This window comes from Bailinhaonella thermotolerans (genome assembly GCF_003594875.1).
GTDB classification, from domain to species: domain Bacteria; phylum Actinomycetota; class Actinomycetes; order Streptosporangiales; family Streptosporangiaceae; genus Bailinhaonella; species Bailinhaonella thermotolerans.
In genome coordinates, this window is the sequence record NZ_QZEY01000001.1 from 1,042,624 (window position 1) to 1,065,103 (window position 22,480).

The window sequence follows — 22,480 nt, forward strand, 5'->3', positions numbered from 1 at the left end:
CGGCGGCGGGCAGGCGGAGATGGCCGCGAAGGCCGAGACGTGAGACAGGCCGGCGGCGCGCCCGGGTCGGGCGGGCCGCGTACGTGAGGAAGGTGACGGTGTGAGCGATCCTGATGTGATCGTCTATCGGGACGGCGACGAGCTGGCGAAGGTGACGGCCATGCGGCTGGTCGCGCGGCTCGCGGCGGCGCAGGCGGAGCGCGGGTCGGCGTCGGTGGTGCTCACCGGCGGCACGATCGGCATCCAGACGCTCGCCGAGGTGGCGAAGGCGGACAACCGCGACATGGTGGACTGGTCGCTGGTGGACGTGTGGTGGGGTGACGAGCGGTTCCTGCCCGCGGGCGACCCCGAGCGCAACGAGACGGGGGCGCGGACCGCGCTGCTCGACCACGTGCCGGTGGTCCCCGAGCGGGTGCGCGTGATGGCGCCCTCGGACGCGGGGAAGACGGCCGAGCAGGCGGCGGCGGAGTACGCCCTGCTGCTGCGCGAGGCCGCCGAGGGCGGGCCGGGGCCCGACTTCGACGTGCTGCTGCTCGGGCTCGGGCCGGACTGCCACGTCGCGTCGCTGTTCCCGGGGCTGCCGGGGCCGCGCGAGGAGGCGCTGTCGGTGATCGCGGTGCACGACTCGCCCAAGCCCCCGCCGACGCGGATCTCGCTGACGTTCCCGACCATCCGGGCGGCGCGCGAGGTGTGGATCGTCGCCTCCGGCGAGTCGAAGTCGGCGGCGGTCAGGGACGCGTTCACCGGGGACGACCCGGCGCGGCACCCGGGCGCGGGCGCGCGGGGCCGGGAGCGCACGGTGTTCCTGCTCGACGAGGCGGCGGCGGGGCGGCTGCCGACGCGCTGACCGATATCCCGGACTAACCGGGGGTTCTCCGGCTTCGCCGCTCCCTGGTTTCCGGTCATCCCGGTCATCCCGGTCATCCCGGTTCTCCCGGTTTCCCGTCGATAGAGTCGGGCCCATGGATCTTCCAGGGACCGTGGACGAGCCGTGGGGCGGTACCTGGCGGCGGCGGACCGGGAGGCGCCGGGGCTGGTCGAGGGGTTCCACCTGGTCGGATCGGTGGCCCTGGGCGCGTTCCGGGAGGGGTCGAGCGACGTGGACTTCGTCGCGGTCGTGCCGGCCCCTCCCGGCCCCGCCGAGGTCGCCGCCCTGCGCCGCGTCCACGCGGGGCTCCGCCGGCGGGGCCTGCCCCGGCTCGACGGCTTCTACGTGACCGCGCGGGACCTGGCCGGCCCGGCGAGCCTGGCCCCGCGCGGGCCGTACGTCCTCGACGGGCGCTTCTCGGCCGCGATGCGGGAGCCGCACACGCCCGTCACCTGGCACGTCCTCGCCCGGCACGGCGTGCCCGTGCGCGGGGTGATCCCGCGGGTGCACGCCGACCCCGCCGAACTCGCCGAGTGGACGCGCGGCAACCTGCGGACGTACTGGCGCCGGTGGGCGGCCAGGTTCTCCCGTCCCGTGTGCACGCCCGCGGGCCTCCTCTCCCTCCACCCCTGGTCCACCGTGTGGGCCGTCCTCGGTGTGCCCCGCCTCCACGCCACCCTCGCCACCGGCGGCTTCGTGTCCAAGGCCGCCGCCGGGGAGTACGCCCTGGCCACCTTCCCCGAGCGCTGGCACCGCGTGGTCCGCGAGGCCCTGCGCCTCCACACCCGGGCCGGCTCCCGCTCCCTCTACCCCACCCCCTTCCACCGCCGCCCCGACGCCGCCGCCTTCGTGACCATGGTCATCACCGACGCGGACCGGCTCTAGCGCCTCGCCGTACGGCTCGCGCGGGCCAGACCCCGGCGTCCCGCGTCCCGGCTGTGCGGCCCTCCGGCCGGAGGTGCCGCGGGGGCTCAGGGGGTGTCGCGGGGGCTCAGGGGGTGTCGCGGGTGGCGGTGCGGGCGCGGGAGCGGGCGGTGGAGGCCAGGCGGCGGGCCCGGGACTCCTCGCGTTCGGCGACCTGGCGGCGGCGGTCGGCGGCGGCCAGCGCCGTACGGGCCTCCTCCAGCCGCGCGGTGAGGTCGGCGATGCGGCCGGTCAGCTCCTCGTGGTCGCGGACGGCCTGGGCCAGTTCCGCGGCCCACTCGGCGTGGTGGCGCTCGGCCTCCTCGGCGGCGCGCACGGCGGCCGCCGCGGCCTCGGCGCGGGCCCGCTCGCGGCGTTCCTCCTCGGCGCGGCGGCGCTCCCGCTCGCGCTCCCGCCGCTCCTCCTCCCGCCTGCGCCGCGCGCCCTCCAGATCGCGTACCGGCGCCGCCTTCTTCCCCCGCCCCGCCCGCGCGGCGGTCTCCTCCGTCTTCCCCGTCTTCCCCGTCTTCTCCGTCTTCCCCGGTGCGGCGGCCTTGTCGGGCGTCTTCTCGGACGGCCCGGGCTTCCTGGCCGGGGCCTTCGGGACGGGCGTCGGGGCGAACCCGGTGTAGGCGAGCGGCTGCACGAGGTGCCCGGCGGCGACCCGCTCCGCCGCGTCGGCGTCCACCGTCGCCGCGTCGAGCGTCCGTTCGACCTCCAGCACGGCCGAGGGCGCGAGTGGATGCCCGCCGCGCTCGGCCAGCTCCCGCGCCAGCCGTACGAGCTCCTGGATCAGCGGCCCCCGCCGCTGCGTGACCTCGGCCAGGGCGTCGCGGTCCTGCTCCGCCCAGGCCCGCTGCAGCTCGGCACCCAGCTCCACCAGGCCGCCCAGGCGATCCGGCGCCTCATGGGCCAGCAGGTTCACCGCCCACGCGGAGAGCCGGGGCCGCCGCAGCTTCGCGACCTCCTTGGCCAGCCGCGCGTCCCCCGCGTCCCGCGCCTCCCGCACGGCCCGCTCCCGCTCCCCCGTGAACTCCTCCGGCGTCACCCGATAGAGCCGATCCGCTACTTCACCCAGACCCACCCCACCACAGTTACCCGCCCACCCCACCCCCGCAACCCACCCAAACCCCCATCTCCCACCATGACCCGCGACCCCACACCCGAAGGATGAGCCGTGCGCCATCCACCCCGGGATCATGGCCACCGTCTCTTGCCGTGATCACGCAATCGTGAAACGCCGCCGAAGCAGGATCGCAAGATCACGACGACGGCGACCCGCACCCGTCGCACCCACGCGACGGCGACCCCCACCTATGAGAGAGCGCTCGCGATATGAGGAGCGGCCCACCATCCGCCCCGGCATCGCGAGCGCGACCCCTTGCCGTGATCTCGCGACCATGAGCCGCCGCTGAAGCAGGACCGCAAGATCACGGCGGGGGCGATCCGGGCCCGCCGCATCCTTGCGATGACGGACCACAGGTCAGAGAGAGCGGTCGGCCGCAGGGGGGCAAGCGTTCACCGTCCGCCCCGGCGTGGGTGATCGGAACCCGCCGCGTTCACGCGACGGCGACGCCCTCCACGACGGAGGGCTCGCCGGCGAAAGGGGCAGGCGTTCACCGCTGCCCGGGACCGCGAACGTCCACCCCGCGCCGTGATCACGCGATCGTGAACCGCCCGCGGAGCAGGATCGCAAAATCACGACGACGCCGACCCGCACCCGCCGCATCCTTGCGATGACGGACCACAGGTCAGAGAGAGCGGTCGGCCGCAGGGGCAGGCGTTCACCGTCCGCCCCGGCGTGGATGCTCGGAAACCACCGCACTCACGCGACGGCGCGCCCCGCACGACGGAGGGCTCGCCGGCGACAGGGGCAGGCGTTCACCGCTGCCCGGGACCGCGAACGTCCACCCCGCGCCGCGATTGGGAACCGCCCGCGGAGCAGGATCGCAGGATCACGACGGGGTGGTCCGCGCACGCGGCGGCGCTATGGGGACGTGTCGCGGGGTCTAGGCCGGTGGGCGGGCGGAACGGGGCCGGGACACGCGGTCTCCGTCGTGATCTTGCGGTTCCCTGTCGCCGGGGGTCAGGGGGCGGCCGGAGGGCGGGTGGTGATCTCGTGGATCAGGCCGTAGTCGAGGGCCTCGGAGGAGGTCAGGCGACGGCCCTGGAGGGCGTCGTCGCGGATCTCGTCCACCTCGCGGCCGGTGATGTCGGCGATGCGGAAGTAGACGGTGTCGAGCATGTGCCGCATCTGGGCGGTGGCCGCGGCGAGTTCCGCGGCGTTGCCCTCCAGGCGGAGGCGGGGCTCGGACAGGCGGATCACGGCGTTGGGGCTCGCCTGGCGGCGGTGGGCGGCGGCGAGCACGCCCACGGCCGGGCCGCCGACCTCGCCGATGACCTGGGCGTGCAGCGGCACGTTGAGCGCGTCGAGGGTGTCGATCAGGGTCACGGCCGCGCCGAGGTCGGCGTCCGGGGTGTTGAGGTGCAGGCGGATCGGGTCCTCGCCCAGGGCGTCCAGCGTGAGGAGCTGCGCGGACACGGCGGTGACGCGCTCGTCGTCGAGCCGGCCGTGCACCATGACGATGCGCCGCTCGAAGAGCCGGTCCGTGATCGGATCCGGTCCCAGCGGCACGAAGTACGACGGCAGCCGGTCGGGCCGCCTCTCCTCCGGGCGCTGGGGCTCGGTCCGCCCCGGCCCGGGCAGCTCGGGCGGGAACGGCCCCCACTCCGGCAGCCTCGATCCGAACCCGGCCCTGGGGCCCGTTCCCGAGATCCCGTTCAGGGCGCCGTTCACGTTCCTGTTCACGTTCATGATCTCCTTCGTTGCCGAATCGATCCGTCCGCGCGCCCCCGCGCCGCCCGTGCCGTACGGCTCCCGCCCCGGGACGCCACCGTCGCGCGGGGCTCGCGCGGCGGGCGCGACGCCGTACCGGGGCCGAGGGGTGTCGTCAGAGGGCGCGCCAGGTGATCTGGGCGCCGATGGCGGCGGCGTAGCGTTCGAGGGTGGTGGCGCGCACGTCGGACTCGCCGGACTCCAGGCGGGCGACCGCCGACTGGGACGTGCCCATGCGCGCGGCGACGTCGGTCTGGGACAGGCCGGCTGCGGTGCGGCGGCGGGCGAGTTCGACGATCAGCTCGCGGCGCTCGGCCTCCATCTCACGGCGGCGGCGCTCGGCCATCTCGTCGAATCCGGGCAGCCGTGATCGCTCCATACCTCATACGGTATCTCGTTTGTGAGATATCGTCCACGGCTCCCCCGGCGGACAATCGCGGGATGAGGCTGCGGACGGAACGGCTCTCGCTGCGCCCGGTCACCCCGGGGGACGCGGGCGCACTGCGGGAGCACTGGGGCGATCCGGCGGTGCGCGAGCACCTGTTCGACGGCGAGCCGGTCACGGAGGCGCTGGCGGCGGAGCTGGTCGCGGCGAGCGAGCGGGACTTCCGCGAGGCGGGGTACGGCCTGTGGGCGGTGTTCGGCGCGCCCGAGCCCGGAAGCGGCGGGCCTCCGGGCTGGGACGGGCCTGCCGGCGAGGCCGGGCCTGCCGGCGAGGACGGCGGCCTGGTGGGCGTGTGCGGGCTGCGGGCGGACGACGGGGGCGAGGCCGAACTGGTCTACAGCCTGGCTCCCCGGTCCCGGGGGCGCGGGCTGGCCGCCGAGGCGACGCGGGCGGTCCTCGGCCACGCCTTCGGGTCGGCGGGCCTGAAGCGCGTCGTGGCGGAGGTCGACCCGGGGAACGCCCCTTCGGCGGCGCTGGCCGTCCGGCTCGGCATGGCTCCCGTGCCGGACGCCCCCGGGCCGTACCTGCGCTTCGTCCTGGAAGCGCCGGGAGCGTGAGGCGGGACGCGCGCGCCCGGGCGCGCGGGCCGCGATGATGGGAGGATGATGGAGGGAACGCCCTCTTGAGGCGGGAGGCCCCCGTATGTTCGAACGCTTCACGGACCGGGCGCGGCGCGTGGTCGTGCACGCGCAGGAGGAGGCCCGGCGGTTCGGCCACGAGCGCATCGACACCCGGCACCTGCTGCTCGGGCTGCTGCGGGAGGATCAGGGGGCGGCCGCGCAGGCCCTGGAGAGATCCGGCGTGACCCTGGACGGCGCGCGGGCGGAGATGGAGCCCGGCGGCGGCCCCGCGCGCGAGGACGTCCACACCCCGTTCGCGCCCGAGGCCAAGAAGACGCTGGAGCTGGGGCTGCGCGAGGCCCTGCATCTCGGGCACAACCACATCGGCACCGAGCACATCCTCCTCGGCGTGATCAGGGCCGAGGACAGCCACGGCGCCCGGCTGCTCGAACGCCTCTCCCCCGGCCTCGCCGAGGTGCGCGCCCAGGTCCTGGAGGCCCTGCGCACCGCCGACCCGGAGACCACCGAGAGCCTGCACTCTCCCGGCCTCGCCTACGAGGCCGCCCGCGAGCGCCGCTCACGCCGTACGGAGCCCCTCAACGCCGTCCGCGACCTCCTGGTCCGCATCGAGGCCCGGCTCGCCCGCATCGAGGCCCGCCTCGACGCCCTCGAAGCCCGGCCCGCGGACTCCCCCGCGCCGACCGGCCAGGGCCCCGCCCGCGCGGAACCCGGAGCCCAGCCCGGGGAAAGCGGCCTCGGGCCCGGGGAAAGCGGCCTCGGGCCCGGGGAGCGCCGCCGCCCGGAGGATCCGCCGGAGTCCGCGACCTCGCGCTGACCCTGGCACGCCCGGGACGGCGCGCTCCGGACGCCGTCGTCCCGCTCACGCCCACGCCCCGGGGCGTCCACTCTCCGGGAGCACACGCGCCCCGCAGCGCACGCGCCGCCCGTGCCGGCGTCCCCGAGCGACGCCTCTCCCGAGCGACACGCCGTCCCGGGGGGTGCGGCGCCCCGAGCGCGCCGCACCCCCGTCTCCCCGCCCTGCCCGGTCAGCGAGTCGATCCCGCGCCCGCCGTACGGCCCGCCGGCGGGCGGCGGGTCAGGACGGCCGGGGTACGGCGACGCCGAGCGGGAGGCGGGCCTCCCGGAGGGCGGGGTCGGAGGTGCGGGCCAGGGTCGCGCCGAGCCGCTGGAGGATGCGGCGCATGCGGGTGTTCTCGGGCAGGAGGGTGGCGCGCACCTCGGCGAGCCCGTGGTCGCGCGCGGCGGTCACCAGGAGCCGGGCGAGGGCGGTGCCCAGGCCGCGGCCCTGCCAGCGGTCCTCCACCAGGAAGGCCAGCTCTCCGACGCCGGGCTCGGGGGTGAACATGAGATTGGCCATGGCGATCACCTGCCCGTCGTGGCAGGCGACGACCGAGAGGCCGTTGCCCCGGTCGCACAGCCGGTCGAAGACGCGCGGGGGCAGGGCGGGCATGGCGCTGAAGTACCGCAGGCGCTGGGTCGCCAGGGAGCAGCGCTGGTGCAGGTCACGGACGGCCTCGCGGTAGAGCGGGGTCAACGTCGCCACCCGCACCTCGGCGCCGTCGGGCAGCCGCAGGTCCCGGCCCCCGGAGAGGCCGGCCGAGGGCTCGGCGGCGGGCCGCGCCAGCCGTACGAGCGCGGCGGCGCGGGCGGCCTCGGTCAGGGTGAAGGGCAGCCCGGCGCGGCGGAGCCGGACGGCGCGGCGGTCGCCCGCGGGGACGGTCAGCAGGGTGGGGTCGGGCAACTCGCTCATATCGGCACCGTAGACCCACCGGGCGTCGTCGGCGCGCAGCAGGTCGGCCAGGGCCTCGGGCAGCCGCCAGGGGGCCGCGGCAAGCCGCGCGGCGATCAGCAGGACCCGGGTGGGCTCGTCGGTCAGCTCGTGCGGCGTGGCGGGCACGACGCGGACGCGGCGGCCCCCCGCGGCCTCCAGCGCGGCGCGCACGCGCCCGGGCTCGGCGGGGATGTCCGCGATGAACTCGTCCACGGTCCCGTCCGCGTCCGGCTGCACGCTGAGCGCCAGGATGTTGCCGCCGTTCCCGGCGAGCGCCGAGGCCAGGGCGGCGAGCCTCCCGGGACGCTCGTCAACGGTGGTACGAATACGCAGGAACCCCATGTAACACTCCTCTCATCGCCGACCACCCTGCCCGAGGCGTGTGTCGGGACCGTTTCGGCGGAATGAGGCCCGGGTTTCCGCCGGGCCGACGCGGGACGCGCGATGAGGCAGCGAGGAAGGCCGACGAATGCCCGAGATGTCCCACAGGTTCACCGGCGAGGCCCGTTCGGAACGCGCCGGACGGCACCCCTCAGGACGGCCGCGTGCCGGACGACCGCGCGCCGGACTGCACTCCGGACGGCGGTGCGCCTGATGCCCGCTCCCCGCACCCCCGGTTTCGTCAACGGCGGCGTCTCGTTCTGGTACCGCGAGCCCGGCCTGCCCGAGCCCGGGCCCCGGCTGGACGGCGACGTGCGCGCCGACGTGGTGATCGTCGGCGCGGGCTACACCGGCCTGTGGACCGCCTACCACCTCAAGCGCGCCGACCCGGCGCTGCGCGTGGTCGTGCTGGAGAGCGAGTTCGCGGGCTTCGGCGCGTCCGGGCGCAACGGCGGCTGGCTCTCCGGCGAGCTGCCCGGCTCCCCGGAGCGCTACGCCCGCACCCACGGGCGCGAGGCCGCCGTCGCGTTCCAGCGGGCGATGTTCGCCACGGTGGACGAGGTGCTGGCCACGCTGGACGCCGAGGGGATCGACGCCGACGCGGTCAAGGGCGGGCAGCTCGGCGTAGCCCGTAACCCCGCCCAGGCCGCACGGCTGGCCCGCTTCGTCGAGGAGAGCCGCGCCTGGGGCTGGGGCGAGTCCGACCTGCGGCTGCTCGACCCGGCCGAGCGCGAGGGCCGCCTGCGCGTGGCCGGGGCCGTCGCCGCCGCCTGGACGCCCCACTGCGCCCGCGTGCAGCCCGCCAAGCTCGCCCGGGGCCTGGCCGGGGCCGTGCGCCGCCTCGGCGTCGAGGTCTACGAGCGCACCCCGGTCACCGCGATCCGCCCCTCCCGGGGCCGCACGGCCGCCGCCGCGCTCACGCCGTACGGCACGGCCTGGGGAGACGCGGTGCTGCGTACGACCGAGGGGTTCACCGCGCGGCTGCCGGGGCTGCGCCGCGAGTGGCTGCCGATGAACAGCTCGATGATCGTCACCGAGCCGCTGCCGGCCGAGGTCTGGGACGAGATCGGCTGGGCGGGGCGCGAGCTGCTGGGCGACGCCGCGCACTACTACATGTACGCCCAGCGCACCGCCGACGACCGGATCGCGTTCGGCGGGCGCGGCAGGCCGTACCTGTACGGCTCGCGCGTGGACGACCGCGGCCGCACGGCCGCCTGGACGGTCGACGCGCTGTGGTCGCTGCTGACCGGCATGTTCCCGGCGGTCGCCGCGTACCGGGCCGACCACGCCTGGTCGGGGGTGCTCGGCGTGCCCCGGGACTGGTGCGCGACCGTCGGCCTCGACCGCGCGACCGGCCTGGGCTGGGCGGGCGGCTACACCGGCAACGGCGTCAGCACCACGAACCTGGCCGCCCGCACCCTGCGCGACCTCGTCCTCGGCCGCGACACCGAGCTGACCGCGCTGCCGTGGACCGGCCGGCGCGTCCGCCGCTGGGAGCCGGAGCCGCTGCGCTGGCTCGGCGTCCACTCGATGTACACGCTGTACCGCCGCGCCGACGCCCAGGAGGCGGCGGGCTCCGGCCGCACCTCGCCCCTGGCGCGCCTGGCCGATCTGATCACGGGTCACTGAGACTCCCCTGGAGCCCTTCGGTCTGTCACGATTTCTGCTGCACACCGGCACCCGCGCCGGTCCGATGAATGGATGTGGGCGACTTGAGCGAGTTTCTCTTCCGGGGAGGACGCGTCTTCACCGCCGACTCGGCGATGCCCTGGGCCGAGGCCGTGCTCGTCAGGGACGGCGTGATCGCGGCGGTGGGGGCCGCGCGCGAGGTGGAGCGCCTGGCCGGGCCCGGGGCCGAGCCGGTGGACCTGGCCGGCGGGCTGCTCACGCCCGGGTTCGTGGACGCGCACGCGCACCCGGTGCAGGCCGGGCTCGAACGCGCGCGCTGCGACCTGGCCGAGCTGTACGGCGAGGACGCCTACCTGCGGCGGATCGCCGAGTACGCCGCGGCCAACCCCGGCAAGGAGTGGGTGGACGGCGGCGGCTGGGACATGTCGGCGTTCCCCGGCGGGCTGCCGCACCGGCGCGCGCTGGACTCGGTGGTGCCGGACCGGCCCGCGTACCTGATCCAGCGCGACCACCACGCGGCGTGGGTGAACACCCGGGCGCTGGAGCTGGCGGGGATCGGCCGGGACACGCCCGACCCCGTGGACGGCCGCATCGAGCGCGACGAGGACGGGACGCCGTCGGGGGTGCTGCACGAGGGCGCGATGGAGCTGGTCGGCCCGCTCGCCCCCCGGCCCACCGGGGAGGACCTGCGCGCGGCGCTGCTCGACGCCCAGGCGTACCTCTTCTCGCAGGGCGTCACGGGCTGGCAGGACGCGATCGTGGGCGCGTACGCCGGCTCCGACGACCAGCTCCCGGTCTACCTGGAGGCCGACGCGGCCGGGCTGCTGCGGGCGCGGGTCGTGGGCGCGCTGTGGTGGGACCGGGCCCGAGGGCGGGAGCAGATCGAGGAGCTGGCGGACAAGCGCTCGCGGGCGGTGCCCGGCGGCCGCTTCCACCCGACCTCGGTCAAGATCATGCAGGACGGCATCCCGGAGAACTTCACCGCCGCCATGATCGACCCCTACCTGGACGGCTGCGGCTGCCTCACCGACCGCCGCGGGCTCTCCTACGTGGATCCCGCGGACCTGCGCGGGTACGTCGCGGCCCTGGACCGGGCCGGGTTCCAGGTGCACTTCCACGCGATCGGCGACCGCGCGGTGCGCGAGGCGCTGGACGCCTTCGAGGCCATGGGCCCCTCCAGCGGCGACCTGCGGCACCACATCGCGCACGTCCAGGTGGTGCACCCCGACGACGTCCCGCGCTTCGCCGCCCTCGGCGTCGCCGCCAACCTCCAGATGCTGTGGGCCACCCACCACGCCCAGATGGACGAGCTGTGCATCCCGTTCCTCGGCGACGAGCGGGCGGCCTGGCAGTACCCCTTCGCCGACCTGGTCGCCGCCGGGACGCGGCTGTGCGCGGGCAGCGACTGGCCGGTGTCCAGCGCCGACCCGATCCAGGCGATCCACGTCGCCGTCAACCGCACGGAGCCGGGCGGCTCGGTGCACGCGTCCTACCCCACGGCGGCCACGCCCCTGCTCCCCGAGCAGCGGATCTCGCTGGAGACGGCCCTCACGGCGTACACCGCGGGCTCGGCCTGGATCAACCGCGACGCCGACGGCGGCTCGATCACCCCGGGCAAGCGCGCCGACCTGGCCGTCCTCGACCGCGACCCGTTCACGCTGGACCCGGCCGACATCTGGACCACCCGGGTCCGGGCGACGTTCGTCTCCGGCGAGCCCGTCCACGAGCGGAAGGACTGACCCGGGGGAACACACGATCCGCCCGGGACGCCAGATCTTGCGGGTGCTGGGGCGATAAGGGAGATTGCGCGTAGGGACCACGAATCTGGGGGTTTCATGCGCGTATGGGCGAGAGTCATCGCCGCCTCCCTCATCGCCGTGCCGGCCGCGGCACGGCCGAGCAGCTCGTGCAGACCCTGCCGGCCCGGGACCCGGACCGGCTCGCCTACCTGACCCCGCCGCTGCGCGAGGACGTGCGGCTGTCGGGGACCGCCTCGGTGTCGGTCCGGGCCTCCCTCGCCGGGGGCGCGCCGCCGTACCTGACCGCGCCGCTCATGGACCTCGGTCCCGCCGAACGGTTCAACGACAAGATCATCAACCGCCACCGCGCGGACCGCTCGGAGCCGATCGAGCCCGGCCGGGAGTACACCGTCTCCTGGGACCTGGAGCCGCAGGACCACCTGGTCCGGAAGGGCCACCGGCTGGGCCTGGTCATCTCGTCCACCGACCACGCCTACACCCTGCGCTACCTTGCCGGCACCGTCGTCACCGTCGATCCGGCGCGCACCTCGGTCCGGCTCCCGGTCGTCTCCGGCCGCCTCCCTGACCGCGGGTCCGCGCAGCCCGGACCGCACGGCCCCGCCCGGCCGCCCTGCCCTGCCGTACGGCCCTGCCCGGCCGTACGGCCCCGCCCGGCCGTACGGCGGCGCGGGGTCAGTGGATGGGGCCCGCGACCGCGCCGAGGGTGGCCAGGACGAGCGCGGTCAGGCCGTGCTGCTCCCGGCCCCGGCGGTAGGCGGCGAAGACCCGGCGGACCGGGACCGGCGGCACCAGCGGGCGGACGGCCACGCCGGTCATGCCCAGGTCGCGCACGGCCAGGCTGGGGACGAGCGCGACCCCGGCGCCGGCCGCGACGAGCGCCGCCGTGGTGCGGAAGTCGTCCACGGCGTGCCGGTAGCGGGGCCGGAAGCCCGCCTGCTCGCACGCGAAGCCGATGACGTCCGTGACCGGGTTGCCCTCCTCGGGGGCGATCCAGTCCTCCTCGGCCAGCCCGTCCAGCGCCACCCAGTCGCCCTTGGCCAGCTCGTGGCCCTCCGGGAGCACGGCCTCGAACGGCTCGGCGAACAGCGGCACCCGCACCACGCGGCGGTCGTCGCTGGACGCGCCGCCCAGCTCCACCGCGATGGCCAGGTCCACCTCGCCGTCCAGCAGCATGGCCAGGCTGCGGTGGCCCTCGGCGTCCACGACGCGCAGCCGTACGGCGGGGTGCTCCTCGCGCAGGCGGGCCAGGGCGGGGGCGATGACGTGGGTGATGGCCGTGGCGAACCCGGCGACCACCAGCTCCCCGGCCAGCCCGGCGCGGTGCTCGGCGAGCAGGGCCTCGGCCCGCTCGATCTCGGCGAGGATGGAATGGCTCACCCCCAGCAGCATGCGGCCGGTGGGGGTGAGGGTGACGCGGCGCCCGCGGCGTTCCAGCAGGGCCTGCCCGACCTCCGCCTCCAGGGCGGCCAGGTGCTGGGAGATCGCGGAGGGGCTGAAATGCAGGGCGCGAGCCGCCGCCGTCACGGTGCCGTGGTCGGCGAGGGCGAGCAGCACCCGCAGCCTGCGCGGATCCAGCATGGTCGGATCAGTCTACGGCTCGCGCGGAGCCCGATGACCGGCCGCGCCTACAGGGCCGCCCGCGCCTTGGCGAACGCGTCCACGGCGTACAGCACGTCCTCTCGGGAGTGGGCGGCCGAGAGCTGGACGCGGATGCGGGCCTTGCCGCGCGGAACCACCGGGTAGGAGAAGCCGACCACGTACACGCCCTGCTCCAGCAGCGCGTCCGCGAGCCGGGCCGCCTCCGCCGCGTCGCCGATCATGACGGCCACGATCGGGTGCTCGCCGGGCAGGATGTCGAACCCGGCCTCGGCCATGCGCTCGCGGAACAGCGCGGTGTTCTCCCGCAGCCGCGCCCGCAGCTCGGCCGAGCCCGACACCAGGTCCAGCGCCGTCAGCGACGCCGCCACGACCGCCGGGGCCAGCGAGTTGGAGAACAGGTACGGCCGGGAGCGCTGCCGCAGCAGCTCCACGATGTCGCCGCGCCCGGAGACGTAGCCGCCGCTGGCGCCGCCGAGGGCCTTGCCGAGCGTCCCGGTGAGGATGTCGGCCCGCACGCCGTACAGCTCCGGCGTGCCGCGCCCGCCCTCGCCGACGAACCCGACGGCGTGCGAGTCGTCCACCATGAGCAGCGCGTCGTAGCGGTCGGCCAGCGCGCGGATCTCGTCGAGCGGCGCCAGGTAGCCGTCCATGGAGAACACGCCGTCGGTGGCGATGATCCGCCGGCGGGCGTCGGCGCTCTCCTTCAGGCAGCGCTCCAGGTCCTCCATGTCGCGGTTGCGGTAGCGCAGCCGCCGCGCCTTGGACAGCCGGATCCCGTCGATGATGCTCGCGTGGTTGAGCTCGTCCGAGATGATGGCGTCCTCGGCCGTGGTGATCGTCTCGAACAGCCCGCCGTTGGCGTCGAAGCACGAGCTGTACAGGATCGTGTCGTCGGTGCCCAGGAACTCCGAGAGCCGCCGTTCGAGCCGCTTGTGGATCTCCTGCGTGCCGCAGATGAACCGCACCGACGCCAGGCCGAAGCCCCACTCGTCCAGCGCCTCCTTGGCCGCCGCGATCACCTGGGGGTGGTCGGCCAGGCCGAGGTAGTTGTTGGCGCAGAAGTTCAGCACCGCCTCGCCCGAGGCCACCCCGACCCGGGCGCGCTGCGGGGTGGTGATCACCCGCTCGTTCTTGTAGAGACCGGCCTCGCGGATCTCCCGGATCTCGTCCTGGTACGTCACCGACGGCTCCCTCTTCTCACTCTCGTACGTCGCGGACGGCGCGCCCCGCCCGGGCAGCGTGGTCCGCGCTGACGGCGTGCTCCGCGCTGACGGCGTGCTCCGCGCTGACGGCGTGGGCCGCTCGCTCACGCGGCGGCCGACCAGTCGAGCACGACCTTCCCACAGCGGCCGGCGCGGGCCGTCTCGAAGGCCTCCTCGTAGTCCTCGAACCCGAACCGGTGCGTGATCACCGGGCTCAGGTCGAGGCCGCGCTCCAGCAGCGCCGCCATGGCGTACCAGGTCTCGAACATCTCGCGCCCGTAGATCCCGCGCACGGTGAGCATGCGCTGCACGATCACCGACCAGTCCACGGCGATCTCCCGGTCCGGCAGCCCGAGCATGGCCACGCGCCCGCCGTGCCGCATGTTGGCGATCAGCTCCCGCAGGGCCGAGGCCTGCCCGGACATCTCCAGCGCGACTCCGAAGCCCTCGTCCAGCCCCAGGTCGGCCCGGACGTCGGCGAGCCGCCGCGCGGACACGTCCACGGTCTCGGTCGCCCCGGCCTGGCGGGCCAGCCCCAGGCGGTACTCCGACACGTCGCTCACCACGATCGTCCGCGCCCCGGAGTGCCTGGCGACGGCGGTCGCCATGACGCCGATCGGGCCCGCCCCGGTGATCAGCACGTCCTCGCCGACCAGCGGGAACGCCGTCGCCGTGTGCACCGCGTTCCCGAAGGGGTCGAACACGGCGGCCACGTCCAGGTCCATCGGCCCGGAGTGCACCCACACGTTCTCGGCCGGCAGCGCGACGTATTCGGCGAACGCCCCGGAGCGGTTCACGCCCAGCCCCTGGGTCCGCGCGCACAGGTGCCGCTTGCCCGCGCGGCAGTTCCGGCAGGTCCCGCAGATCAGATGCCCCTCGCCGCTGACCAGGGCGCCCTCGGGGATGCCGGTCACCTGCGAGCCCGTCGCGGCCACCTCGCCCACGAACTCGTGCCCGATCACCAGCGGCACCGGCACGTTGGCCCTGGCCCAGTCGTCCCACGCCGCGATGTGCAGGTCGGTCCCGCAGATCCCCGTCCGCAGCACCCTGATCAGCACGTCACCGGGCCCGACCTCCGGCTCCGGCACCTCCGTGAGCCACACGCCAGGTTCGTCCTTGGCCTTGACCAGTGCGCGCACGCGCCCTCCTCCCGACGGGTCTTTCCGCAGCCCATCGTGGAAGCGCCCCCCGTCCCGTGTCCATCAAGACTTCGCGCACAGCCTTTCCAGCAACAGTTCACGATCCACGTCACCCGCGTCCCACCCGCCCTTCCCGGCCGCGAGGTCCGCCTCCGGTCCCCCGGCCCGCGACCTCCCCGCGCCCCCGGCGTACCGTCCCCGGGCGCAGGGCGACGGCGCACGATCGCGAGGTCACGGCGACGGGCAGGCGGCGGCCCTGGGGTGAGCGGCGGCGCGAGCCGTGCCGGAGGTCAGGAGACGGGGGTGAGCCAGGAGGCGTAGCGGGGGTCCCGACCGTGGACGGCGGCGTCGTAGGCGTCGCGCAGGCGCTTGGTGACGGGGCTGACGACCGGCAGCGGGCGGCGGTCCACGGAGGCCACCGGGACGATCCCCGCGGCGGTGCCGCACAGGAAGACCTCGTCGGCGGTGTAGAGCTCGGCGCGGAGGACGTCGCGGCGGCTGACGGGGATGCCCAGGCCGGCCGCGAGCCGTTCGACGGTGTCCTGGGTGATGCCGCCGAGCGCGCCGGCCGCGGGGGGCGGGGTCGCGAGGGCTCCGCCGGTGACGACGAAGAGGTTGGCGGCGGTGGCCTCGCTGACGTGCCCGGCGGCGTTGAGCAGCACGGCCTCGTCGAACCCGGCGTCCAGCGCCTCGGCCTTGGCGATCACCGAGTTGAGGTACGGCCCCGCGGCCTTGGCCACCGTGGGGACGACGGCCGGGTCGTTGCGCCGCCACGAGCTGGTCATCAGGCGCACCCCCTCGGCCAGGTAGGCCCCCGGCCAGGTCCAGGTGGCGATGGAGACGGAGACCGGGGAGTTCCGCGCCGAGATGCCCATCTCCCCGTATCCGCGGTGCGCGAGGTGGCGGATGTAGCAGGACGCGCGGCCGTTCGCGGCGACCGTCTCCAGGGTGGCCCGCCGCAGCTCCTCGTCCGTGTACGGCAGCGGCAGGCCGATGATCCGGGCGCTGTCGCGCAGCCGCGCCAGGTGATCGTCCAGCCGGAAGACGGCCGGGCCCGACGCGGTCTCGTACACGTTGGTGCCCTCCAGCACGGCGGTCCCGTAGTGCAGGGCGTGCGACAGCACGTGCACCCGCGCCTCGGCCCACGGGACGAGCTGGCCGTCCATCCAGATGCTCCCCGTCTCGTCCATGACCCCTCCTCGACTGGCACAGCAGATCGCACCATTATGGGCCAATATCGAATGAAGTGGCATAGCCGCCGATGCCTATCAAGCCACCCGAGAGGGGCAGAATAGGCGCGTGGGAAGTGAGGAGCTGAGCGGGTTCGCCGTGCTCGTCCGGGAACGGCTGCGGCTGCGCGACGACGGGGAGACGCCCGGCCGGCGCCTGGCCGGGGCGCTGCGCGACCTGGCCGAGGTGGGCGCGCTGGCCCCCGGGGCGCGGCTGCCGTCCGAGCGCGACCTCGCGCGGATCGCCGGGCTCAGCCGCGGCACCGCCGCCTCCGCGCTCAACCTCCTGTGCGCCGAGGGCCTGTGCGAACGCCGTCAGGGCAGCGGCACCTACCTGCGTGAGGACGCCGCCCCGCCCCCCGCCTCACTGCCCGGGCTGCTGCGCGCCGGGGCCGTGCTCGCCGACCTGTCGGCCTCCGTCGTGCCCGACCCCTCTCACCTGGTCCTCCCCCGGATCGACGCCGCCGCGCTGCTGCGCACCCCCAGCGGCCACGGCTACGACGCGCTGGGCGAGCCCCGGCTGCGCGCGCTGCTCGGCGGCGACGTCCTGGTGACCGGCGGCGGGCAGCAGGGCATCGACCTGGCCGCCCGCGTCCTGCTCCGGCCCGGCGACCGGGTGCTCACCGGCGACCCGACGTACGGCGGGGCCCTGGCCGCCTTCCGGCGCGCGGGGGCGCACGCGGTCGCCGCGGATCTGACCGACCCCGGCGCGGTGCGGGCCGCGGTCGAGCTCCACCGGCCCGCGCTGGTCTACACGCTCGCCGTCGGCAATCCCACAGGGGCCGCGCCCGACCTGCGGCACGTCGCCGAGATCGCCCGCGACGCCGACCTGCCGATCCTGGAGGACCGGGTCCTGGCCGAGCTGGTGTACGACGGCGAGCCGCCCGCCCCGCTCGCGCGGACGCACCCGCACGGCACGGTCACCGTGGGCTCCCTGTCCAAGGTGCTGTGGGGCGGGCTGCGCGTGGGCTGGCTGGCCGCCTCCGAGCCGCTGCTCGCCCGGCTGGCCGAGGCCAAGCTGGACGCGGACCTGGCCACCGGGGCGGTCTCCCAGCGCATGGCCGCCGAACTGCTCGAACGCAACTCCCCCGGCCCCTGGCGGGCCGAGCTGGCCCGCCGCCGCGACCACCTGGCCGGGGCCCTGGCCGCCGCCCTGCCCGAGTGGTCCTTCGACGTCCCGCGCGGCGGCCTGTCGCTGTGGGTCCGCCTGCCCGGCGCGGACACCGACCGGTTCGCCGCGCACGCCCGCCGACACGGCGTCGGGGTCGCCCCCGGCTCGCTCTTCTCCCCCGACGGGCGGCACCGCGACCGGCTGCGCCTCAGCTTCGCCCCGCCGCCCGCCCTGCTCGACCAGGCCGTCGCCGCCCTCGCCGAGGCCTGGCGCACCCGCCCCTGACCCCACCCGCGTACGCCCGCGCTAGCCGTACGGCGATCAGAGGCGGGCGGCGGCCGTGCCGGGAGACGGCGAAAGGCGTCCTCCGGAGCGGAGGACGCCTTTCGAAGTTCGCGCGAGGACCGCGCCGGTCACGCCGTCGGGACCGGCGGGGCCGTCAGTAGAGCGGGCGGTTGGAGCGGAGCCGCTCCAGGGCCTCGGCGAGGATCGCCTGCCCGTCCGCGTCGCTGCGGCGCTCCTTGACGTACGCCAGGTGGGTCTTGTACGGCTCGTTGCGCGGCGGCGAGGGAGGGTTCTCCTGGTCCTGGCCGGCGGGGAACCCGCAGCGGGGGCAGTCCCAGTGCTCGGGAACGGCCGCGTCACTGGCGAAGCTGGGGCGTGTCTCGTGCATGTTGGCGCACCAGAACGAGACCCGCACCCGCGGAGCGGCCTCGCCGCGCTCGGCCTCCCCCATCGGGCCGGCTCCGACACGGCTCCCACGGATCGCGTTTCCACTACCCACGGATCTACTCCTCGCTTTCTTAACGCATGACGGATCGACGAGTGTCCTGATCCGATCCGACTTTCCGGGCCCTCGGGAGGCCCGGGGCACCTCAGGGCCGCAGCAGCAGGCCGAGCGCGATGATGCAGACGAACCACACCACGCCCGTGATGATGGTGAGGCGGTCGAGGTTGCGCTCCACCACCGAGGACCCGCCGAACGACGAGGAGAACCCGCCGCCGAACAGGTCGGAGAGGCCACCGCCCTTGCCCTTGTGCAGGAGCACGAAGAGGATCATGAGCGCGCTCGACACGATGAGGGCGATGGAGATTCCGACAATCACGGTTGACCAGTGCTTTCTCGTGTGACCAAGAGGAACTTGCTTACGAGGGTACGGCTTCCTGTCAAGCCACACCCATGGAACGCCTCAGTTAGGTCGGCGAATCCTCAATACCGGCATATCTTGACAAACTCCGCCGGATCGATGCTCGCCCCGCCCACCAGTGCGCCGTCCACGTCGGCCTGCGCCATGATGCCGGCGATGTTGTCGCCCTTCACCGATCCTCCGTAAAGGATACGGCTCTTCGCCGCCACCTCGTCCGTGTAGAGCTCGGCGAGGCGCGCCCGGATCGCGCCGCAGACCTCCTGGGCGTCCTCCGGGGTGGCCACCTCCCCGGTGCCGATCGCCCAGACCGGCTCGTAGGCGATCACCGCGCGCGCCGCCTGTTCCGCCGGCACGCCGGCCAGGCCCGCGTCGAGCTGCTTGAGGCAGTGCTCGACGTGGGCGCCGGCCTTGCGCACCTCAAGCCCCTCGCCCACGCACAGGATCGGCGCCATGTCCGCGCCGAACACCGCCTTCACCTTGGCGTTGACGAGCGCGTCGTCCTCGTTGTGGTACTGCCGCCGCTCGGAGTGGCCGACGACCACGAACGAGCAGCCGAGGCGGGCCAGCATGGCCGCCGAGACCTCGCCGGTGTAGGCGCCCTTGGGGTGCCGGGAGACGTCCTGCGCGCCGTACAGGAACTGCAGCTTGTCCCCGTCCACCAGCGTCTGCACGCTGCGGATGTCGGTGAACGGCGGCAGCACGGCGACGTCGACCCGGGCCAGGTCCTTGTCGTTGAGCGTGAACGCGAGCTTCTGGACCAGAGCGATGGCCTCGAGGTGGTTGAGGTTCATCTTCCAGTTGCCCGCGATGAGGGGTTTGCGGGTGGTCATTCGGCCAGGGCCTCCAAGCCGGGAAGGGTCTTGCCCTCAAGATATTCGAGGCTGGCCCCGCCGCCGGTCGAGATGTGCGAGAAACCGTCCTCACGCAGGCCGAGCGAGCGTACGGCGGCCGCCGAGTCGCCCCCGCCGACCACGGTGAACGCCGGGGACGCGATCAGCGCCTCGGCCACCGCGCGGGTGCCGCCGGAGAACGCCTCGAACTCGAACACGCCCATCGGGCCGTTCCAGAACACCGTCCGGGCGTCGGCCAGCCTGGCCGCGAACAGCTCGCGCGTGCGGGGCCCGATGTCCAGGCCCTGCCGGTCGGCCGGGATCGCGTCCGCGGCGACCACCTCGTGCTCGGCGTCGGGCGCGAACTCGGTCGCCGCCACCACGTCCACCGGGAGCACCAGGTCCACGCCGCGCTCCCGCGCCTCGGCGATGAAGCCGCGCACCTGGTCGAGCTGGTCGGCCTGGAGCAGCGAGCCGCCCACCTCGTGGCCCTGGGCCGCGAGGAAGGTGTAGGCCATGCCGCCGCCGATGAGCAGCCGGTCCACCTTGGTGAGCAGGTTGGCGATCACGCCGAGCTTGTCGGAGACCTTGGCCCCGCCCAGCACGACGGCGTACGGCCGCGCCGGGTCCTCCGTGAGCTTGCGGAGCACGTCCACCTCGGCCACGACCAGGCCGCCGGCCGCGTGCGGCAGGCGCCGCGGCACGTCGTAGACGCTGGCGTGCTTGCGGTGGACCGCGCCGAAGCCGTCCCCGACGTACAGCTCGGCCAGGGCGGCGAGCCGGTCGGCGAAGGCGCCGCGCTCGGCGTCGTCCTTGGCGGTCTCACCCGGCTCGAAGCGGAGGTTCTCCAGCAGCGCGACGTCGCCGTCGCCCAGGGAGTCCACCGTCTCGCGCGCCCCCTCGCCGGCCACGTCGGTGGCGAAGCGCACCTCGCGGCCGAGCAGCTCGGCCAGGCGCACGGCCACCGGGGCCAGCGAGAACTCCGGCTTCACCTCACCCTTGGGGCGGCCCAGGTGAGCGCACACCACGACCCGGGCGCCCCGCTCGGCGAGGGCCCGGATCGTGGGGACGGAGGCGCGGATGCGGCCGTCGTCGGTGATCGCGCCGCCGTCGAGCGGCACGTTGAGGTCGGCGCGCACGAGCACGCGCCGGCCCTTCACGTCGAGATCGTCGATCGTGCGCATCAGAGCTGGGAACCCACCAGGCGGACGAGGTCGACCAGGCGGCTGGAGTAGCCCCACTCGTTGTCGTACCAGCCGAGGACCTTGACCTGGTTGCCGAAGGTCATCGTGATGCTGGAGTCGAACGTGCAGGACGCCGGGGAGCCCACGATGTCGGAGGAGACGATCTGGTCCTCGGTGTAGTGGAGGATGCCCTTGAGCGGGCCCTCGGCGGCGGCCTTGAACGCGGCGTTGACCTCGTCCTTGGTGACCTCGCGCTCGACCTCGACCACCAGGTCGGTGATGGAGCCGTCCGGCACCGGGACGCGCATGGCCAGGCCGTCCAGCTTGCCCTTGAGCTCGGGGATGACCAGGCTCGTCGCCTTGGCGGCGCCGGTGGTGGTCGGGATGATGTTCTGCGCGGCGGCGCGGGCCCGGCGCAGGTCCTTGTGCGGGAAGTCCAGGATGACCTGGTCGTTGGTGTAGGCGTGGATCGTCGTCATCAGGCCCTTGACGATCCCGAAGTTCTCCAGCAGCACCTTGGCCATCGGCGCGACGCAGTTGGTCGTGCAGGAGGCGTTGGAGATGATGTGGTGACTGGCGGCGTCGTACTTGTCGTCGTTGACGCCCATCACGATCGTGATGTCCTCGCCCTTGGCCGGGGCGGAGATGATGACCTTCTTGGCGCCCGCGTCGAGGTGCTTCTTGGCGTCCTCGGCCTTGGTGAAGCGGCCGGTGGACTCGATGACCACGTCCACCCCGAGGTCGCCCCACGGCAGGGCGGCCGGGTCGCGCTCCTCGATGGCCTTGATCGTGGTGCCGCCGACCCGGATGGAGTCGCCGGTGGTCTCCACGTCGCCGTCGAGGGTGCCGAGCACGCTGTCGTACTTCAGCAGGTGGGCGAGCGTGGCGTTGTCGGTCAGGTCGTTGACCGCCACGATCTCGACGTCGGATCCGCTGGCCTGCACGGCCCGCCAGAAGTTACGGCCGATACGGCCGAAGCCGTTGACCCCTACCCGGATGGTCACGACAACGATCTCCTCGTGCGTCTGCCACCGCGCGCCGGCGCGGCGGAGGGTTTCCTGGTCCGATCAACCCTATCGGACGCCGATTGGTTTAGACCTTTCGCGGCCGCTCCGGCGACGCGGGTGTCACGGCGGTCCCGGGACCGGGCCCGCGGTCAGGCCGGCCGGGCCCCCGACACCGCCGCCCACGCGCCCAGGGCGAGGTAGACGACGCCGCTGCCCCGGCGCTGGTAGAGGAGGGCGCGGGGCCGGGCGCGCAGGCGGGTGACCAGGAGGCCGGCGGCGAAGGCGTACCCCAGGTTGGAGAGCAGGCCAAGGACGCTCAGGGTCAGGCCGAGCACGACGACCTGGGCCGGGACCGAGCCCGCCGAGCGGTCCACGAACTGCGGGAGGAACGCCAGGAAGAACAGGATGACCTTGGGGTTGAACACGTTGACCACGACGCCCTCGGCGTACACCCGCCGCATCCGCCGCGGCGGGAGCTCCCGCGGCCCGGTCTCCCCGCCCCGGTCGAGGAGGGCCCGCACGCCGAGGTACACCAGGTAGGCGGCGCCGCAGTACCGGATCACGTCGAACGCGACCGCGGACCGGGCGATCACGTACGACAGCCCGGCCGCCGCCGCGGCGATGTGCACGAGCGTCCCGGTCTCCACCCCCAGCGAGGACGCCACCCCCGACCGCGACCCCTCCGCGGCGCTGCGGGCCATGATGTACAGGTGGTTCGGCCCCGGCACCATCACCAGCGCCGCCGCGGCCACCACGAACACGACATACGTCTGCGTCTCGATCACACGGCGACCCTAGCCCCGGCCCCGCGCCCCGGTCCGGACCGATCCGGCCCCGCGTTCCCGGACCACTTCCCG

Annotated in this window: 21 protein-coding genes and 1 pseudogene; 8 read left to right on the forward strand and 14 right to left on the reverse strand. The window is 74.8% G+C overall.

Annotated elements, in window-relative coordinates; genetic code table 11:
• The first annotated feature begins 100 nt into the window (after positions 1 to 100).
• Entirely contained in the window at positions 101 to 847 is a 747-nt protein-coding gene (gene pgl, locus D5H75_RS05070; RefSeq protein ID WP_119925096.1) for a 6-phosphogluconolactonase, read from the forward strand.
• A gap of 144 nt (positions 848 to 991) precedes the next feature.
• Positions 992 to 1,753, forward strand: coding sequence for an aminoglycoside adenylyltransferase domain-containing protein (locus tag D5H75_RS05075; protein WP_119925097.1), 762 nt, complete (start codon positions 992 to 994; stop codon positions 1,751 to 1,753).
• A 106-nt stretch (positions 1,754 to 1,859) separates the two neighbouring features.
• On the opposite strand, the gene D5H75_RS05080 is transcribed toward D5H75_RS05075, so the two are convergent.
• The 3 genes from D5H75_RS05080 to D5H75_RS05090 all read right to left on the reverse strand — a co-directional run bounded on the left by D5H75_RS05080 (position 1,860) and on the right by D5H75_RS05090 (position 4,986).
• A complete protein-coding gene (locus D5H75_RS05080; protein WP_119925098.1) occupies positions 1,860 to 2,819 on the reverse strand; it encodes a hypothetical protein in 960 nt (319 codons plus the stop codon).
• 1,038 nt (positions 2,820 to 3,857) lie between these two features.
• Entirely contained in the window at positions 3,858 to 4,586 is a 729-nt protein-coding gene (locus tag D5H75_RS05085) for an ATP-dependent Clp protease proteolytic subunit (RefSeq protein ID WP_119925099.1), read from the reverse strand.
• Between the two features lie 136 nt (positions 4,587 to 4,722).
• On the reverse strand, positions 4,723 to 4,986 hold the full coding sequence (locus tag D5H75_RS05090) for a helix-turn-helix domain-containing protein (RefSeq protein WP_202637809.1): 264 nt from the start codon (positions 4,984 to 4,986) through the stop codon (positions 4,723 to 4,725).
• Between the two features lie 62 nt (positions 4,987 to 5,048).
• Here D5H75_RS05090 and D5H75_RS05095 point away from each other — a divergent pair, with 62 nt between their 5' ends.
• Positions 5,049 to 5,609, forward strand: coding sequence for a GNAT family N-acetyltransferase (locus D5H75_RS05095; protein WP_119925100.1), 561 nt, complete (start codon positions 5,049 to 5,051; stop codon positions 5,607 to 5,609).
• An 85-nt stretch (positions 5,610 to 5,694) separates the two neighbouring features.
• Positions 5,695 to 6,447 (forward strand): Clp protease N-terminal domain-containing protein, encoded by a 753-nt coding sequence (locus tag D5H75_RS05100; protein ID WP_119925101.1) that lies wholly within the window; start codon positions 5,695 to 5,697, stop codon positions 6,445 to 6,447.
• A 261-nt stretch (positions 6,448 to 6,708) separates the two neighbouring features.
• On the opposite strand, the gene D5H75_RS05105 is transcribed toward D5H75_RS05100, so the two are convergent.
• The gene (locus D5H75_RS05105) at positions 6,709 to 7,746 is read right to left on the reverse strand and encodes a GNAT family N-acetyltransferase (RefSeq protein ID WP_119925102.1); all 1,038 of its coding nucleotides are present in this window, start codon (positions 7,744 to 7,746) and stop codon (positions 6,709 to 6,711) included.
• Between the two features lie 252 nt (positions 7,747 to 7,998).
• Here D5H75_RS05105 and D5H75_RS05110 point away from each other — a divergent pair, with 252 nt between their 5' ends.
• The 3 genes and pseudogenes from D5H75_RS05110 to D5H75_RS44560 form a co-directional block, all read left to right on the forward strand.
• On the forward strand, positions 7,999 to 9,414 hold the full coding sequence (locus tag D5H75_RS05110) for an NAD(P)/FAD-dependent oxidoreductase (RefSeq protein WP_119925238.1): 1,416 nt from the start codon (positions 7,999 to 8,001) through the stop codon (positions 9,412 to 9,414).
• A 74-nt stretch (positions 9,415 to 9,488) separates the two neighbouring features.
• A complete protein-coding gene (locus D5H75_RS05115) occupies positions 9,489 to 11,153 on the forward strand; it encodes an amidohydrolase (protein ID WP_422673227.1) in 1,665 nt (554 codons plus the stop codon).
• Positions 11,154 to 11,257: 104 nt separating this feature from the next.
• A pseudogene (locus tag D5H75_RS44560) lies at positions 11,258 to 11,689 on the forward strand (CocE/NonD family hydrolase C-terminal non-catalytic domain-containing protein); the annotation flags it as partial.
• Between the two features lie 157 nt (positions 11,690 to 11,846).
• On the opposite strand, the gene D5H75_RS05125 reads toward D5H75_RS44560, so the two are convergent.
• The 4 genes from D5H75_RS05125 to D5H75_RS05140 all read right to left on the reverse strand — a co-directional run bounded on the left by D5H75_RS05125 (position 11,847) and on the right by D5H75_RS05140 (position 16,304).
• Positions 11,847 to 12,752, reverse strand: a complete 906-nt coding sequence (locus D5H75_RS05125; RefSeq protein WP_119925104.1) for a LysR family transcriptional regulator — start codon at positions 12,750 to 12,752, stop codon at positions 11,847 to 11,849.
• A 47-nt stretch (positions 12,753 to 12,799) separates the two neighbouring features.
• Entirely contained in the window at positions 12,800 to 13,954 is a 1,155-nt protein-coding gene (locus tag D5H75_RS05130) for a glycine C-acetyltransferase (RefSeq protein WP_119925105.1), read from the reverse strand.
• Between the two features lie 125 nt (positions 13,955 to 14,079).
• The gene (tdh, locus tag D5H75_RS05135; protein ID WP_119925106.1) at positions 14,080 to 15,114 is read right to left on the reverse strand and encodes an L-threonine 3-dehydrogenase; all 1,035 of its coding nucleotides are present in this window, start codon (positions 15,112 to 15,114) and stop codon (positions 14,080 to 14,082) included.
• A 290-nt stretch (positions 15,115 to 15,404) separates the two neighbouring features.
• Positions 15,405 to 16,304 carry a branched-chain amino acid transaminase gene (locus D5H75_RS05140; protein WP_119925107.1) on the reverse strand — a complete coding sequence of 300 codons (900 nt, stop codon included), beginning with the start codon at positions 16,302 to 16,304 and terminating at the stop codon, positions 15,405 to 15,407.
• A 109-nt stretch (positions 16,305 to 16,413) separates the two neighbouring features.
• On the opposite strand from D5H75_RS05140, the gene D5H75_RS05145 reads away from it, so the two are divergent.
• Positions 16,414 to 17,739 carry an aminotransferase-like domain-containing protein gene (locus D5H75_RS05145; protein WP_242453980.1) on the forward strand — a complete coding sequence of 442 codons (1,326 nt, stop codon included), beginning with the start codon at positions 16,414 to 16,416 and terminating at the stop codon, positions 17,737 to 17,739.
• Positions 17,740 to 17,893: 154 nt separating this feature from the next.
• On the opposite strand, the gene D5H75_RS05150 is transcribed toward D5H75_RS05145, so the two are convergent.
• From D5H75_RS05150 to D5H75_RS05175, 6 genes are all read right to left on the reverse strand, one after another.
• On the reverse strand, positions 17,894 to 18,238 hold the full coding sequence (locus D5H75_RS05150; RefSeq protein ID WP_119925109.1) for an RNA polymerase-binding protein RbpA: 345 nt from the start codon (positions 18,236 to 18,238) through the stop codon (positions 17,894 to 17,896).
• 91 nt (positions 18,239 to 18,329) lie between these two features.
• Positions 18,330 to 18,560, reverse strand: a complete 231-nt coding sequence (gene secG / locus D5H75_RS05155; RefSeq protein WP_119925110.1) for a preprotein translocase subunit SecG — start codon at positions 18,558 to 18,560, stop codon at positions 18,330 to 18,332.
• Positions 18,561 to 18,664: 104 nt separating this feature from the next.
• Positions 18,665 to 19,432, reverse strand: coding sequence for a triose-phosphate isomerase (tpiA, locus tag D5H75_RS05160; protein ID WP_119925111.1), 768 nt, complete (start codon positions 19,430 to 19,432; stop codon positions 18,665 to 18,667).
• Positions 19,429 to 20,616 carry a phosphoglycerate kinase gene (locus tag D5H75_RS05165; protein WP_119925112.1) on the reverse strand — a complete coding sequence of 396 codons (1,188 nt, stop codon included), beginning with the start codon at positions 20,614 to 20,616 and terminating at the stop codon, positions 19,429 to 19,431. The genes tpiA and D5H75_RS05165 overlap by 4 nt, the downstream gene beginning before the upstream one ends.
• A complete protein-coding gene (gene gap / locus D5H75_RS05170) occupies positions 20,616 to 21,620 on the reverse strand; it encodes a type I glyceraldehyde-3-phosphate dehydrogenase (RefSeq protein WP_119925113.1) in 1,005 nt (334 codons plus the stop codon). Before gap ends, D5H75_RS05165 begins: the two co-directional genes overlap by 1 nt.
• A 152-nt stretch (positions 21,621 to 21,772) precedes the next feature.
• On the reverse strand, positions 21,773 to 22,408 hold the full coding sequence (locus tag D5H75_RS05175) for a LysE family translocator (protein WP_202637810.1): 636 nt from the start codon (positions 22,406 to 22,408) through the stop codon (positions 21,773 to 21,775).
• Between the last annotated feature and the right edge of the window lie 72 nt (positions 22,409 to 22,480).

Coding starts and splice junctions, on each gene's coding strand:
- D5H75_RS05140 (WP_119925107.1), bottom strand. CDS start 16,304: ATGGACGAGACGGGGAGCATCTGGATGGACGGCCAGCTCGTCCCGTGG.
- D5H75_RS05105 (WP_119925102.1), bottom strand. CDS start 7,746: ATGGGGTTCCTGCGTATTCGTACCACCGTTGACGAGCGTCCCGGGAGG.
- D5H75_RS05095 (WP_119925100.1), top strand. CDS start 5,049: ATGAGGCTGCGGACGGAACGGCTCTCGCTGCGCCCGGTCACCCCGGGG.
- D5H75_RS05090 (WP_202637809.1), bottom strand. CDS start 4,986: ATGGAGCGATCACGGCTGCCCGGATTCGACGAGATGGCCGAGCGCCGC.
- tpiA (WP_119925111.1), bottom strand. CDS start 19,432: ATGACCACCCGCAAACCCCTCATCGCGGGCAACTGGAAGATGAACCTC.
- D5H75_RS05165 (WP_119925112.1), bottom strand. CDS start 20,616: ATGCGCACGATCGACGATCTCGACGTGAAGGGCCGGCGCGTGCTCGTG.
- D5H75_RS05125 (WP_119925104.1), bottom strand. CDS start 12,752: ATGCTGGATCCGCGCAGGCTGCGGGTGCTGCTCGCCCTCGCCGACCAC.
- D5H75_RS05100 (WP_119925101.1), top strand. CDS start 5,695: ATGTTCGAACGCTTCACGGACCGGGCGCGGCGCGTGGTCGTGCACGCG.
- D5H75_RS05085 (WP_119925099.1), bottom strand. CDS start 4,586: ATGAACGTGAACAGGAACGTGAACGGCGCCCTGAACGGGATCTCGGGA.
- D5H75_RS05110 (WP_119925238.1), top strand. CDS start 7,999: ATGCCCGCTCCCCGCACCCCCGGTTTCGTCAACGGCGGCGTCTCGTTC.